General features: G+C 68.2%; 14 protein-coding genes and 1 pseudogene. 7 read left to right on the forward strand and 8 right to left on the reverse strand.

Going from position 1 to position 14,009, the window contains the following annotated elements; all coding sequences use genetic code 11:
- Nucleotides 1–327: 327 nt before the first annotated feature.
- Nucleotides 328–1,581, forward strand: a complete 1,254-nt coding sequence (locus ACT3HL_RS12950; protein ID WP_445087255.1) for a tRNA (N(6)-L-threonylcarbamoyladenosine(37)-C(2))-methylthiotransferase — start codon at nucleotides 328–330, stop codon at nucleotides 1,579–1,581.
- A gap of 191 nt (nucleotides 1,582–1,772) precedes the next feature.
- Here ACT3HL_RS12950 and ACT3HL_RS12955 read toward each other — a convergent pair.
- The 5 genes and pseudogenes from ACT3HL_RS12955 to ACT3HL_RS12975 all read right to left on the reverse strand — a co-directional run.
- Nucleotides 1,773–2,675, reverse strand: a pseudogene (locus ACT3HL_RS12955) (cation diffusion facilitator family transporter); the annotation flags it as partial.
- A 474-nt stretch (nucleotides 2,676–3,149) separates the two neighbouring features.
- Nucleotides 3,150–3,728, reverse strand: a complete 579-nt coding sequence (locus ACT3HL_RS12960; RefSeq protein WP_445087256.1) for an HIT domain-containing protein — start codon at nucleotides 3,726–3,728, stop codon at nucleotides 3,150–3,152.
- An 11-nt stretch (nucleotides 3,729–3,739) separates the two neighbouring features.
- Nucleotides 3,740–4,630, reverse strand: a complete 891-nt coding sequence (map, locus tag ACT3HL_RS12965) for a type II methionyl aminopeptidase (RefSeq protein WP_445087257.1) — start codon at nucleotides 4,628–4,630, stop codon at nucleotides 3,740–3,742.
- A 129-nt stretch (nucleotides 4,631–4,759) separates the two neighbouring features.
- Entirely contained in the window at nucleotides 4,760–5,404 is a 645-nt protein-coding gene (locus tag ACT3HL_RS12970; RefSeq protein ID WP_445087258.1) for a dienelactone hydrolase family protein, read from the reverse strand.
- Nucleotides 5,401–6,402, reverse strand: a complete 1,002-nt coding sequence (locus ACT3HL_RS12975) for a VOC family protein (protein WP_445087259.1) — start codon at nucleotides 6,400–6,402, stop codon at nucleotides 5,401–5,403. The genes ACT3HL_RS12970 and ACT3HL_RS12975 overlap by 4 nt, the downstream gene beginning before the upstream one ends.
- 99 nt (nucleotides 6,403–6,501) lie before the next feature.
- On the opposite strand from ACT3HL_RS12975, the gene ACT3HL_RS12980 reads away from it, so the two are divergent.
- The gene (locus ACT3HL_RS12980) at nucleotides 6,502–6,906 is read left to right on the forward strand and encodes a winged helix-turn-helix transcriptional regulator (RefSeq protein WP_445087291.1); all 405 of its coding nucleotides are present in this window, start codon (nucleotides 6,502–6,504) and stop codon (nucleotides 6,904–6,906) included.
- 40 nt (nucleotides 6,907–6,946) lie between these two features.
- Here the strand turns inward: ACT3HL_RS12980 and ACT3HL_RS12985 are convergent, their stop codons facing one another.
- Nucleotides 6,947–7,630 carry a DsbA family protein gene (locus tag ACT3HL_RS12985; protein ID WP_445087260.1) on the reverse strand — a complete coding sequence of 228 codons (684 nt, stop codon included), beginning with the start codon at nucleotides 7,628–7,630 and terminating at the stop codon, nucleotides 6,947–6,949.
- Nucleotides 7,631–7,765: 135 nt separating this feature from the next.
- On the opposite strand from ACT3HL_RS12985, the gene ACT3HL_RS12990 reads away from it, so the two are divergent.
- The 4 genes from ACT3HL_RS12990 (at nucleotide 7,766) to ACT3HL_RS13005 (ending at nucleotide 11,235) form a co-directional block, all read left to right on the forward strand.
- On the forward strand, nucleotides 7,766–8,626 hold the full coding sequence (locus ACT3HL_RS12990) for a hypothetical protein (RefSeq protein WP_445087261.1): 861 nt from the start codon (nucleotides 7,766–7,768) through the stop codon (nucleotides 8,624–8,626).
- Nucleotides 8,627–8,861: 235 nt separating this feature from the next.
- On the forward strand, nucleotides 8,862–10,124 hold the full coding sequence (gene icd / locus ACT3HL_RS12995; RefSeq protein ID WP_445087262.1) for an isocitrate dehydrogenase (NADP(+)): 1,263 nt from the start codon (nucleotides 8,862–8,864) through the stop codon (nucleotides 10,122–10,124).
- 176 nt (nucleotides 10,125–10,300) lie between these two features.
- Complete coding sequence (locus ACT3HL_RS13000; RefSeq protein WP_445087263.1) at nucleotides 10,301–10,837, forward strand: DUF5817 family protein; 537 nt, start codon at nucleotides 10,301–10,303, stop codon at nucleotides 10,835–10,837.
- Nucleotides 10,838–10,839: 2 nt separating this feature from the next.
- Nucleotides 10,840–11,235 (forward strand): hypothetical protein, encoded by a 396-nt coding sequence (locus tag ACT3HL_RS13005; protein WP_445087264.1) that lies wholly within the window; start codon nucleotides 10,840–10,842, stop codon nucleotides 11,233–11,235.
- Nucleotides 11,236–11,354: 119 nt separating this feature from the next.
- Here ACT3HL_RS13005 and hmgA read toward each other — a convergent pair whose 3' ends face one another.
- Together hmgA and ACT3HL_RS13015 are read right to left on the reverse strand one after the other, a co-directional pair.
- On the reverse strand, nucleotides 11,355–12,566 hold the full coding sequence (gene hmgA, locus ACT3HL_RS13010) for a hydroxymethylglutaryl-CoA reductase (NADPH) (RefSeq protein ID WP_445087265.1): 1,212 nt from the start codon (nucleotides 12,564–12,566) through the stop codon (nucleotides 11,355–11,357).
- A gap of 143 nt (nucleotides 12,567–12,709) precedes the next feature.
- Complete coding sequence (locus ACT3HL_RS13015; protein WP_445087266.1) at nucleotides 12,710–12,922, reverse strand: hypothetical protein; 213 nt, start codon at nucleotides 12,920–12,922, stop codon at nucleotides 12,710–12,712.
- Between the two features lie 168 nt (nucleotides 12,923–13,090).
- Between ACT3HL_RS13015 and pyrF the strand changes: the two genes are divergently transcribed.
- Entirely contained in the window at nucleotides 13,091–13,903 is an 813-nt protein-coding gene (gene pyrF / locus ACT3HL_RS13020; protein ID WP_445087267.1) for an orotidine-5'-phosphate decarboxylase, read from the forward strand.
- Nucleotides 13,904–14,009 lie beyond the last annotated feature (106 nt).

The following is a 14,009-nucleotide window of genomic DNA, read 5'->3' on the forward strand; positions in this document are numbered from 1 at the left end:
TGATACGCGTCTGTCATACCGACGGCAACGGATTATCTGCAATAAAACGTGTCGATAGATCAAATAATGCCCCGTATTCTGTTATCCAATCAATAACGTATACGTTGACGTGTCATCGCGACAGCCGTCGACGCTGCTGACATCCTCGGAAGGTATCGCCCCATCGTGACTCAGTCGGAACGGGACGGTGCGCTCGATGCAACGAACGCCGACTCGATCACGACCGTGTAGTGCCCTCACCCGAGGGGATCACGCGGAACGCGCTCGCGTGGTCTACACTGAACCGTCGCGCTTTTGGCCGCGGATCGGGTAGCCTGTACCGACCGAATGGCCCGATATCACATCGAGACGTACGGCTGTACCTCCAACCGCGGCGAGAGCCGGCAGATCGAGAGCGCGCTCCGCGACGCCGGCCACTACCCCGTCGACGGTCCGGAGGAAGCCGACGTCGCTATTATGAACACCTGCACGGTGGTCGAGAAGACGGAGCGCAATATGCTCCGCCGGGCCAAAGAACTGGAGTCGGAGACGGCGGACCTCATCGTCACGGGCTGTATGGCGCTCGCGCAGGGCGAGGAGTTCCGCGAGGAGGGCGTCGACGCGCAGATCCTCCACTGGGACGACGTCCCGGCGGCGGTCACCAACGGCGAGTGTCCCACGCCCGGGCCGGGGACCGAGCCAGTCCTCGACGGCGTCGTCGGCATCCTCCCGATCGCTCGCGGCTGTCTGTCGAACTGCTCGTACTGCATCACGAAGTTCGCGACCGGCCGCGTCGACTCGCCGCCGGTCGAGGAGAACCTCCGAAAGGCCCGCGCGCTCGTCCACGCCGGCGCGAAGGAATTGCGAATAACGGGACAGGACACCGGGGTCTACGGCTGGGACGAGGGTGAGCGGAAGCTCCCCGAACTCCTCGATCGAATCTGCACGGAGATCGACGGCGACTTCCGCGTCCGCGTGGGGATGGCCAACCCCGGCGGGGTCCACGGCATCCGAGCGGAACTCGCCGACGTCTTCGACCGTCACGAGAAGCTCTATAACTTCATTCACCTGCCCGTCCAGTCCGGCTCCGACACCGTCTTAGAGGATATGCGGCGGCAACACCGCGTCGAGGGGTTCACCGAGATCGTCGAAACGTTCGCAGAGCGGCTGGATCACTGGACGCTCTCGACGGACTTCATCGTCGGATTCCCGACCGAAACCGAGGCGGACCACGCCCAGAGTATGGCGCTGTTCCGCGAGGTTCGCCCCGAGAAGGTGAACGTCACCCGCTTCTCGAAGCGTCCCGGTACCGACGCCGCCGATCTGAAGGGCCTCGGCGGCACGACGAAGAAGGAGCGCTCGAAGGAGATGTCCGAACTCAAGATGGACGTCGTCGCCGACGCCTACGAGTCGATGATCGGCGAGACGCACCGGGTGCTGGCCGTCCGCGAGGGCACGGGAGACTCGATGAAGTGCCGCGATGAGGCCTACCGGCAGATCATCGTCCGCAACGCCGCCGAGCGCGGCATCGAACCCGGGGATTTCCTCGACGTGGAAGTGACCAGCCACCAGACGGTCTACGCGTTCGGCGATCCGGTCTGATCGCCGTCGGAGCCGTCCGCCGGCTCCGACTGCGTGCGGCCGGTCTCGTCGTGTTCTTCGTTCTGTCCGCCGTCTTCGCTCTGACCCTCGGTGTGTTCGCCCGCGCCGCCGCGCTCGCCCGCCCGCTCTGTCGTGGACGCCTGCCGCGCTCGGCCCCCGCCGCGCTCGCGCGCGACGGCCGTACCGATCAGGCGGTTCGCGGCGGCGTCTTCCTTCCACTCGCCGAGTTCCCTCGGATCGACGTGGACGAACACGTCGTCGACCTCGGGCATCTCGCGGACGGACTGGACGACGGCGGACTCGATATCGTGCGCCTCGAACAGCGTCATATCGCCCTCGACCTCGATGTGGAGGCTGACGTCTACTTCCGGGCCGACGTAGTGGGCGACGACGTCGTGTGCGCCCCGCACCTCCGGGTGCGCGAGCGCGCGCTCGAGGATCTCCCGACGGAACTCCTCGGGCGGGGCCGCGCCGACGAGGTAGTTCACGTTGTCGCGGACGATCTCGTAGCCGGTGTAGAAGATGCCGAGCGAGACGACGCCGGCGGCGATCGGATCGAGGACCGGCGCGCCGAACGACGCGCCGACGACGCCGACGAGCGCTGCGCCCGCGGTGAGGATGTCGTTTCGGTTGTCGAGCGCCGCGGCGATAATCGCCGGCGAGTGTCGCTGCTCGCCGATCCGCAGACAGTAGCGGTAGAGGCCGTACTTCGCGACCGCCGTCCCGACGAGCACGACGACGCCCGCGGTTCCGGCCCGGACGCCGTAGGTCCCGTTCAGCACCGACGTCGTCGCGTTCCAGAGGACGGCCCCGCCGGCGGCGAAGACGCCCACGGCGACGAACAGCGAGACGAAGGGTTCGATGCGCTCGTGCCCGTGCGGGTGCTCGAAGTCCGGCGGCTGTGTCGTCAGATACAGCCCCGCGAGCACGACCAGACTGTAGACGCTGTCGGCGACGCTGTTGACCGCCTCCGAGCCGACGGCGAGGCTGCCGGTGGTCCACCAGACGCCTCCCTTCGCGAGCGCCAGCGCGAGGTTGACGGCGAGGATGACCGCGCCCACCCGGCGGACGGTTCGCCGCCGATCGTCGCTCATCGTCCGTGCGTACTCCCCTGAGGGCTAAGTCGCTTCGGTCGCCGTACGAATTTTCGATAAACGGACCAGTCGGTCTCGACACAGAGACGTTGCTGTCCTCGGAAGCCCCCACGCTCTCGACTCGGGGGACCACTTCTGCGCTCCTCGCTCCCTGCGCTCGCTGCGGTGCTTGAAGGGTCCACCTTCGCCGAGAGCGCGGCCCCTTCCATTCCCGCCCGGCGGTTCTTTTGCCGATCGTCGCCCGCCGAAGGTCGTTCTGCGCCGTAGAGCCGAAGCTGTCTCTTGGCGAACAGTCGGCACCCGCGTCGACGACGTCCCCGTCGCAGCGTCGTCGCTCTCGTCCCCGCGCCGACGTGCCGAACAACCGCGGGCGACGCGGGATCGCCGTCAGATCACGGGGCGTCTGGCCGCGGGTTCGTATATAAACACACGGCTGCACGATCGGGACTGCGAGTGTCAGGAGTAGCTGTCGGCTCAGCGGTCGAAATCAAGTCGGACGGCGCGCGTCGGGTCGGCGCCCCCGCTCTCCGCGTTGGTCACCGCGTCAGTCGCCGCCGGCAGCGACGCGAACGACTCGCGGAGCCGGTCGTAGGTGTCTTCGAGCGCCTCGACGATCACCTTCGTGTCGCCGATCACGGGCATGAAGTTCGTGTCGCCGCCCCACCGCGGCACGAGGTGCGTGTGGACGTGGTCGTCGATCGACCCGCCGGCGGCGGCGCTGCCGAGGTTCTCGCCCGCGTTGACCCCGTCGGGGGCGAGCGCGTCTTCGAGCGCGTCGATCGCCGCGACCTTCAGCCGGGCGTGATCCAGCAGTTCGGCGTCAGCGAGGTCGCCCCACTCGCCGGTGTGGCGGTACGGGACGATCATCACGTGACCGGGGTTGTACGGGTAGTTGTTCAGGATGACGAACGCGTGCTCGCTGCGGGCGACGATCCGGCTCTCCCTGTCGTCGTCGCGTTCCGGCAGGACGCAGAACGGACAGCCGTCGATCCCCTTTTCCTCGGGGTCGCGCTCGACCCACTCGATCCGCCAGGGGGCGAATACGTTCTCCATTCGCGCTCGGCTCACTCGGTCAGGATCTCACAGCCGTCCTCGGTGACGACGACGGTGTGTTCGGCCTGACTGACGAGTTCGCCGTCGTCCTCCTTCAGCACGGGGTAGCCGTGGAGGACCCCCTGCTGCTTCAGCCGGCGGACGGCCATCTCGGCGCGGGGGGCCTCCAGCCAGCGGGCCGCGAAGGGCAGCGTCTTGTACTCCTCAGTCACCTGATCGAGGACTTCTCGCGCCGCTCGGTTCCGGACCGAGCGATCGCGCTTGAGGCTGTAGATCTCCTCTTTCGACCCCTCGGTGACCTTCCCGCGGCCGGTCGTCGCGAACGGTTCGATCGCGACGACGTCGCCGACCTCGAGCTCGACGCCGCGGTCAGTGCCGCGGTTCGGGACGTTCGGGCCCGTGTGGGCGTCCCACTGGGCGACGCCGTGCCCCGAGAGGTTCAGGACGGGCGTGTAGCCGTACCCGCGGATCACGTCCTCGATCTCCGCGCCGACCTCGCCGGTCTCGACGCCCGGTGCGACCGCGTCGAGCGCGGCGTCGAGCGCCTCCTCGGCGGCCTCGACGAGTTCGGGGTTCCCGGAGAGGTCAACCGTCACGGCGGCGTCGGCGATGTAGCCGTCGACGTGGACGCCGCAGTCCAGACAGACCATCTCCTCGCCGAACTCGGTGTCGTCGTCGCGGCCGGGGGAGGCGTGAGAGGCCTCCTCGTTGACGCTGATGTTCGCGGGGAAGGCGCAGCCGTCGGCTCGCTCTCGGATCTCGCGCTCGGCGAACTCGGCCACTTCGAGCTGTGTGACGCCCGGTTCGACCATCTCCGCGGCCTCGTCGAGTACCTCCCGAAGGACCGCTCCGGCCTCCCGGTACTTCTCCAGCGTCTCCTCCTCGAGGGGTCCGTCGCTCATACCCGTTCCAACGGAGGAGCCGCCCAAAGAGGTTCCGAAGGCGAGACCGCGGGCCGCGGCGGGAGAGCCCCGCTCGCGGACGACGCGAACGTCCAACGCCGCGACGCGCCCGCGGACGACGCGAACCTCCTACCGCGTAACGCGCTCGAGGAGCGCGCCGAGGTACTCGATCTCCTCTTCGAAGATGCCGTGGCCTCGCCCTTCGTAGCGGTCGAACCGCACGTCGGCGCCGAGCCGCTCGAAGACCTCGACTGTCTCCTCGGCGCGCGACATCGGGATGTGCGGGTCGTCGTCGCTGACGCCGAGGAAGAAGGGCATCCCCTCGACGTCGCCCTGGTGGTCAAACTCGGTGCCGTCCTCGCCGATCAGTCCGCCCGAGAGGAGCACGAGGCCGCCGTAGCGCCGCGGGTCGCGGGCGACGAACTCGGAGACGAGACACGCGCCCTGCGAGAAGCCGACGAGGACGATCCGTTCGGACGCGAGCCCGCCCGAGCGCGCCTCGTCGACGGCGCGTCCGAGGTGAGCGAGCGCCGAGTCGAGGTGGGGTTGGTTCCGCTCGATCGGCGCGACGAAGCGGTTCGGATACCACGTGCCGCGCTCTGCCTGCGGCGCGACGTAGCGGACTCCCTCGCGACCGAACTCCCGGGCGAACTGGAGCATCCCGTCCGCCCGCGCGCCGCGACCGTGGACGAGCACGACGGCGGCGTCCGCGTCTTCCGGCGACGCGCCGGCGGTGCGGATCGGCTGCGTTCCGTGCGGGTCCGTTTGGCTCATTTGTCCGCCCCTCCGTCAGCCGCCGCCTTTTCGCTTTTCACCGACGCATCGCTCGCCCCGTCCAGCGACGGCAGCGCGGCTTCGATGCGCTCGCGATCGTCTTCGAGCCACGACGGGAGTTTGAGCGCCGACCCGAGGTCCTCGACCGGCTCATCGATCGCGAATCCCGGGCCGTCGGTGGCGATCTCGAAGAGGATTCCCCCGGGCTCGCGGAAGTAGATCGAGCGGAAGTACTGTCGGTCCTTCTGCGGCGTCACGAACTGCCCCGCCTCCGAGAGGCGCTCGCGCCACGCGAGCTGCTCCGCCTCGTCGTCGGCGCGGAACGCGACGTGGTGGACGGTGCCGACGCCGGGGCGGCCGCGCGGCGGGCCGCGGTGCAGCACGTCGACGGCGGTCGCGTGGTCGCCGTCGGCGGCGTAGCGGACGCGCTCTGTGCCGTCGTCGGGTTCGGTCTCCGACCCAGAGCGCTCGAGTCCGAGCACCTCGAGGACGTTCTCCGTCGCCGCCGGCTCCGCCGAGTGCAGCGTGACGCCGAAGAAGCCGCGGATGCCGTGCGCCTCGGGCACGGGACTGTCGCCCCCTGGTTCGATCGGCGACCCGTCGACGCCGCCCTCGACGAGCTCCAGCGGCTGGCCGTCCGGGTCCTCGAACGGGAGGACGGCCGCGCCGAAGCGCGTCCGCCGGTCGTGGACGGCCGCGTCTGACTCGCGGAGTCGGTCCGACCAGTAGTCGAGACTGCCCTCGGGGACGGCGAAGGCCGTCGCGACCGCCTGTCCGCGACCCGGTCGCCCCTGCCGCGTGCCCTCGAACGGGAAGAAGGTGAGTGCGGTTCCCGGCGTGCCCGTCTCGTCGCCGTAGTAGAGGTGATACGTCGTCGTGTCGTCGAAGTTGACCGTCCGCTTGAGGAGCCGCAGGCCGAGGACCTCCGTGTAAAATCGGAGATTCTCCCGCGGGTCACTGGCGACGGCACTTACGTGGTGGAGTCCGTTGGTTTTCATCATCGTGTTTCCTGATCCGATCAGGTATCTCTCTGTTACCTACTATAGAGGCGAAACCATATGTACCTTCGCGGACGAAGAAGCCACTAGGTGACACCAGTGTCCCCAGACCCCCAAGAGACCTACGACGACGACGCGTGCTCGGTCATCGACTCGCTCGAACAGATCGGGTCGCAGTGGCGACTCATCGTCCTGCACGACCTCCAGGAGGGCGAGAAACGCTTCAACGAGCTCAAGCGATCGACGGACGCCAGCTCTCGGACCCTTTCGCGCGTGCTCGACGACCTCCAAGAGCTCGGCTTCGTGAACCGACGGCTGGAGGAGGACGCGCCCGTCGCGACGTACTACTCGCTGACGCCGAAGGGACGCTCGCTCTGTCCCGTGTTCGACGAGATCGAGTCGTGGGCCGACGAGTGGCTGCACGCGACGCCGACCGGCGAGGACCCAGAGCAGGTCGCCGCCGACGGCGGTTCGGCCGTCCCGCACGGGACCGCGGACAACTGAATCTGCGGTCGAAGTTCCGGCGACGGGCGGGGATGGCACATCACGCGCCCTCGACGAGCCGTCTGAGCTGCTCGGGCGGGACGGCTCCGCGGGCGACGTGTTCGTCGTACACGAACGTCGGAACGCCCGTGATTCCCCGTTTTTGGGCGTCCCGGAACTGCGACCGAAGCGCGTCTCGACGGTCCTCGTCTGCGAGTACCTCGCGGACGGCGTCGCCGTCGATACCGGTTTCCTCGGCGATTTCGACGAGCGCGTCCGCGTCACCGATGTCGCGCCCCTCGTGCCAGAGCGCCTCGAACACTCGCTCGTCGAAGTCGAGCCACGTGTCGTAGCCGCGGGTCTCGCGGACCCACACCGAGACCACCTGCGCGGGGAGCGAGTCGACGTCGGTCGCGATCTCGACGTCCATCTCGTCGGCGCCGTACTGCTCGCGGAGCTTTCTGACGTTCGCTTTCGCCTGCTCGAAATACGCGTCGTCCTTGCCGTCGTCGACGTCGTGGTCGATCGTTCCGTCGGGTCGACGCTTCCCCGACCGGAGGTCGAACGGTCGCCAGTCGATCTCCAGCGCCGCATCGCGTTCGGACTGGTACGTCGAGAGCGACTGTCGGCCGAGATAGCAGAACGGACAGACGTAATCGGAGTAGACTGTGATTCGCTCGGGACCCGGTTCCGTCTCGGGGCCGTCGGTATCGGGCTGCTCGGTGGACTCTGACGCGTCGTGCATTCGTCGTACTCGATGGGACGGACGGGTATAGGAGTGTTTGTGTCGTGGACGCGTCGGTTGCGTCGACACCCCACTTCGGAGAGGTGTCGGGAAACAGTACTACTACGGTGTCCGAGAAATAACGATCGACCGGTGATGAAGGCGCAGGATTTCCTCGGATCCGATTGGGACTTCTGTCTGGTTCTGGACGCGTGCCGATACGACGTGTTCTGCGATGTCTACGACGAGTATCTCGACGGGACGGTCGAAAAGCGCCGGAGCGTGGGCTCGTCGACCCCCGAGTGGGCCTCCCGGACGTTCACCGGCGAGCACGACATCGCGTACTTCTCGGGGAACCCGTTCATCAACGATCTGGGCATCCCGCTGAACGAACTCAAGTGGGGGGCCAGCTGCGAGTACGAGTGGACGGCGAACGAACACATCGCCGACGTCGTCGACGTCTGGAAGCACGGCTGGGACGACGACCTCGGGACGGTCCCGCCCGAGAGCCTCGAAGCGTCCCTCGCGGAGCATCGGGACCTCGTCGAGCGAAACGAGCGGACGGTGCTCCACTACATGCAGCCGCACGCGCCGTATCTCTCGCGGGGGGCGGGACAGAAGCTCAAACAGATTCAGAAGGGAATCCGGCGGCAGGAAGAAGCCGACGAGCGGGCGGCAGACGGCGGGAGTCGGATCGCGTCGCTCGGGCAGTCGGTCCGCCCCCGTATCGAGAGCGCGCTGGAGGGCAGCGAACTCGCACAGAAGGCCGGCCTCTGGCTCGAGCTCGACCCCGTCGATCTCGTACAGCAGGGGACGCGAGAGACCGCTTTCGAGCTCTACGAGGAGAACCTCAGAATCGCGCTCGAGTCCGTCGCGGAGCTGGTCCCGAAACTCGACGGTACGGTCGTCGTCACGGCCGACCACGGGGAGGCGTTCGGCGAGGAGGGCGTCTGGGAGCACCACATCGAGACGCACATTCCGCCGCTGGTGGACGTCCCCTGGCTCGTCGTCGAGTGACACTGATTGGTCTCACGTTTCACCGGTGAGCGCCCACCCCGGTGACGGCGCTCACCGGGACGAGACCAATCCGTGTGAGAGCCCGCGGAACGTAGACTCGATACCGAGTGAATTCGGGGCGCGATCGATTGACAGAAACCGCCCGCACAACTCCCCATGGTACCGGTAGACAGGGTTCTGGCCCAGAGCGATAACGGCAGTAATTTACGCCCGGTGCGGAAAGAGACGGATGTTTATGAGCTACGACCAGATCGAAGTCCCCGAATCCGGGGAGAAGATCACGCTCGCCGACGAGGAGACCGGTGAGCTGAACGTGCCGGAGACGCCGATTATCCCGATTATTCACGGCGACGGGATCGGGACCGACGTCGGCCCCGCGGCCCAGACGGTTCTCGACGCCGCGGCGGAGGCGACCGGGCGCTCGATCGAGTGGATGCGCCTCTACGCCGGCGAGTCCGCCCGCGAGAAGTACGGAGAGAACCTCCCCGACGACACGGTGCAGGCGATCAGAGACCACCGCGTCGCGATCAAGGGCCCGCTCACGACGCCCGTCGGCGCGGGCTACCGCTCGCTGAACGTCGCGCTGCGGCAGAAGCTCGACCTCTACGCGAACGTCCGCCCGACCTACTACATCGACGGCGTCCCCTCGCCGGTCAAAGACCCCTCGCAGATGGACATGGTCACGTTCCGCGAGAACACCGAGGACGTCTACGCCGGCATCGAGTGGGAGGCCGGCACCGACGAGGTCGAGCAGGTCAAGGCGTTCGTCGAAGACGAGATGGGCTACGACGAGATGCTGCACGACGGTCCGATCGGCATCGGCGTCAAGCCCATCACCGAGTTCGGGACGAAGCGGCTCGTCCGACAGGCCATCGAGTACGCCCTCGAGAACGACCGCGACTCGGTCACGCTCGTCCACAAGGGCAACATTATGAAGTTCACCGAGGGCGCCTTCCGCGATTGGGGCTACGAACTCGCAGCCGAGGAGTTCGGGGACGTCACGATCACCGAAGACGAGCTCTGGGAGGAGTACGACGGCGAACAGCCCGACGACAAGCTGGTGGTAAAAGACCGCATCGCGGACAACATGCTCCAGCAGCTTCTCACCCGGACCGACGAGTACGGCGTCATCGCGACGATGAACCTCAACGGCGACTACATGTCCGACGCCGCCGGCGCGCAGATCGGCGGCCTCGGCATCGCGCCGGGCGCGAACTACGGTGACGGCCTCTGTCTGGCCGAACCGGTCCACGGCTCCGCGCCCAAGTACGCCGGTCAGGACAAGGTGAACCCGACCGCGATGATCCTCTCGGGGCGGGAGATGTTCGAGTACATGGGCTGGAAGGACGCCGGGTCGCTCATCCGCGACGCCGTCGAGAAGACGATCTCCGAGGGCGACGTCACCTACGACCTCCACCGACAGATCGAGGGCGGCACGAAGCTCGCGACCTCCGAGTTCGCCGAGGCCGTCGTCGAGAACATCGACGAGCTGGCGTAAGCCAACTCGTCGAGCAGCCAGGTATCGGAGATTTCTGGCCACATCGACACGGACTGGCGTAACGTCACGCCGCGGCCGCACCGCCGCCACGCCGCGATCTCACACTGAGCTTTTTCGGGCGGTCGGACTCCCGCCCGAGCCGAAGGTTCAAATCCGAACGCGGAGAACCGAGAGCCATGTACGTCGTCGTGGGCTGCAGCGACTGCGAACACCTGTGGCTGGTACGGAATCTGCGGGCCGCGGAGACCGCGACGTGTCCGCGCTGCGGTCGGACGCACCGGACGAAGACGCTCCGCCGGCTCGCCGAGGACGAGGACCGGGAGGCGGCCAGACAGGCGCGGTCGGCGCTGCTCGCAAAGCGCGGCGGCAACAGCGAGGCGTTCGCGAAAACGGCGCACGTCGCGGAGATGGAACGCGAGGTTGACGAGCGCGGCGTCGACGACCGCGAGTACCTCGAGGGGGCGGGCCTCGACGCCGACGAAGTCGCGGCCGCCGGCGAGCGCGCGGGCGAGGGAGCGCAGGCGGGGTCGTCCGGGAGCCAACTCGACGTCGTCCGCGAGGCGCTCTCTGTGTGCGACGCGCCGACCGCCGAGGACGTCGTCGCGTACGCCGAGGAACGGGGTGTTCCCGGCGAGAAGGCCCGCGAGATCCTCGAGAAACTGACCAGACGCGGGGACGCCTCCGAGTCGCGGGGGACCTACCGGCTCCTCTGACGATGCCGGGAGAGACATCGGGGACCGGACCGGGGCTCGCCGGGACGCTCGCGCGCGTCGCCGTCGCGGTCTGCTTCGTCGGCGGGGCCGCGCTGGCGGTCACCGGACGGCTCGTCCTCGCGGGGACCGCGTTTCTCGTCGGTCACACGTTCCTCGCGGCGGCGGCGATCGCGGGGGGACGGCGGCGCCGCGGCGTCGGCCTCTCGCTGTCCGGCGTCGGCTGGGTCGCGCTCTCGATCGGTCTGGGCGCCAACAGCGGAGCCGGCGCCCCCGGCGTCGAAGCGTTCGGCACGCCGCTGCTCGTCGCCGGAATGGGACTGGTCACCGTCGGGATGCTGCTCGTGATCAGCGCCTCCGGCGGCGATGGCGACGACGCGCGTCTCGAAACGCGGGGGTGATACTGGTTGTTCTCACTGTGTTCCGGTGAGCGCCCACTACGTTGACGGCGCTCACCGGGAGGAGACGAGAACAACCAGTATGAGTGGATCTGCGGGCGCCGGGGTAACGCGGCTCCGATCTACCGCCCCAGCTCCGCGTGGGCGCTGGAGAGGTGTCGGGAGGCGAGCGCCGAGAGGAGCGAGAGCTCGCCCGCCAGCGCGCCCACGGCGATGTACTCCGCGAACGCCTCGGCGTTCGACCCCGGCGGGTCGCCGCCGCCGCGGACGCCGAGGACGTCGAGCGCCTCCGCCTGCATCGGGAGTTTCGTCCCGCCGCCGACGGTCCCGACCTCGAGCGACGCGAGCGAGACCGACAGGTAGAGATCGCCGTCGCGGACGTCAGCGGTCGTGATGGCGTTCGCGCCCTCGACGACCTGCGCCTCGTCCTGCCCGGTCGCGAGGAACATCGCCGCGACGACGTTCGCGACGTGGGCGTTGAAGCCGAGGCTGCCGGCCTTCGCGGAGCCGACGAGGTTCTTCCGCGTGTTCAGCTCCGCGACGTCCGCGGGCGTCGTGTGGAGTCGGTCCTCGACGACCGCTCCGGGGATCGTCACGTCCGCGGTAACGGTCCTTCCGCGCCCCTCGACCGCGTTGATCGCGGCCGGCTTTTTGTCCGTACAGAGGTTGCCCGAGAGCGCCACGAGTTCCGCCTCGGTCTCGGCTTCGACGACGTCGCAGGCGGCCTCGGTGGCGATCGTAGCCATGTTCATCCCCATCGCGTCCTTCGTATCGTAGCGGAACCGGAGGTAGACGGAGTTGCCGACGACGTACGGCGTCACACCGAGCAGTTCGCCATGGCTCGTCGTCGACTCCGCGGCCTCGACCAGCCGGTCGGTGTTGTCGCGCACCCACGAGACGAGCGCCTCGGCCTCGACGACGTCGGTGACGCGGAAGACGGGCGCGCGGGTCATCCCCGATTTGAGCACGCGCGCGTTCGCGCCGCCCGCCGCCGACAGCACCGAACAGCCGCGGTTGACGCTCGCGAGGAGCGCGCCCTCGGTCGTCGCCAGCGGGAGGTACGCCTCCCCGGAGGCGGCGCCGCCGTTCACCGGAACGGGCCCGGCGACGCCCATCGGGACCTGCACGGCCCCGACCATGTTCTCGATGTTCGATTCCGCGCGCTCGGCCGGGAAGCCGTAGTCGCCGACGGAATCGAGCGACGCGCCCGTCTCGGTCTCGACGAGCAGTCGTCGCGCCGCGGCCGCGACGTCGGCGTCGGCGTGATCGTCCAGTTCGTGCAGCCGAAGCTCCCCCTCGCGGACCCGCGCTGCGAGGTCGGCGGCGTCAGTCATACCGCTTCCTTCCGCGGCGTGGCCCTAACGGTTTCCGGTTTCTCAGTTCCGCTCTTCGTTTTCTCGCTCCTTCGACGGTCGCCGCGCCGCCGGAGCTCAGCGCGCGAACGCGACGGCCGGAACGCCGACCGGGCGTCGGGAAGTCACTCTAGATACCCGAGCCGTTCGAGCCGGTCTCGCGCCTCGTCGTCGAGTTCGACTTCGTCGAGCGCCTGTCGGCCGGCGTCCTCGCGCTCCTGTAACAGGAGCAGCAGTTGCCGCGCCGTTCTGAGTTTGAAGACGAGATCGGCGTCTTCGACGTCCGCCTGTACCCCCTCCAGCAGCGTATCGATGGTCTCGAATGTGGTCTTGGGCATAGTGTATCGTAGCGTTTCCTCACCGATAAACACTGTATGCATTGTCAGTTTTTAGTATCCACCACTGCTCTTTTGTCTCGGATATTATGCGAACGTGACCCCGTGGCGAAGCCGGTCGGCCCGCCTCGGAAGGGAAACCTACTCGGCCCCCCGCGGAGAGTGCAGCGTATGACCGCGCCGTTCTTCGAGCGCCTCGCGGACCGCATCGAGCAGGTCGACAGCGTCGTCTCCGTCGGCCTCGACGCCGACCGGGCCCGACTGCCCGAGCACCTCCTCGAGAAGGACCTCCCGCAGTGGGCGTTCAACCGCCGGATCATCGACGCCACGCACGAGTACGCCGCCTGCTACAAGCCGAACGCGGCCTTCTACGAGACTGTCGACGGCTGGCGGTCGCTCAGGGAGACGATCGCGTACGCGAAGGGCAAGGACGTCCCGGTCCTCCTCGACGCCAAGCGCGCCGACATCGGCAACACGACGCGCCAGTACGCGAAGCTGCTCGACGAGGTCGACGCGATCACGGTCAATCCGTATCTCGGTCGCGACTCCCTCCAGCCCTTCTTGGACCGCGAGGACAAGGGCGTCTTCGTGCTCTGTCGGACGTCGAACCCCGGCGGCGCGGACCTGCAGGACCTCGAACTCTCCTCGGGCGAGGCCGTCTACGAGCGGGTCGCCGCGCTGGCGGACGTCTGGAACACACACGACAACGTCGGCCTCGTCGTCGGCGCGACCGCGCCCGAGGAACTGGAGTCGATCCGCGAGCAGGTGCCGGGCCTCCCGTTTCTCGTCCCCGGCGTCGGCGCGCAGGGCGGCGACGCGGAGGCGGCCGTCGAACACGGGCTCGCGGAGGGCGTCGGCCTCGTCAACTCCTCGCGCGGCATCATCTTCGCCGGCGAGGACCAGGGCGAGGCCTTCGCGAAGGCCGCCGGCGACGCGGCGCGTCGACTCCAGCGACGGCTGAATCAGTATCGTTCGGAGGCGTAGCCCAGCCCCACGCGTCGACCGGCGACGGGCTCGGTCACTCGCTCACCGCTCGCCACCGGTCCACGGCGCGTCGACCCCTCGAGGCGCGCGTCAGGCTCACGAGTCG

The sequence above is a fragment of the Halobellus sp. GM3 genome, assembly GCF_052545375.1.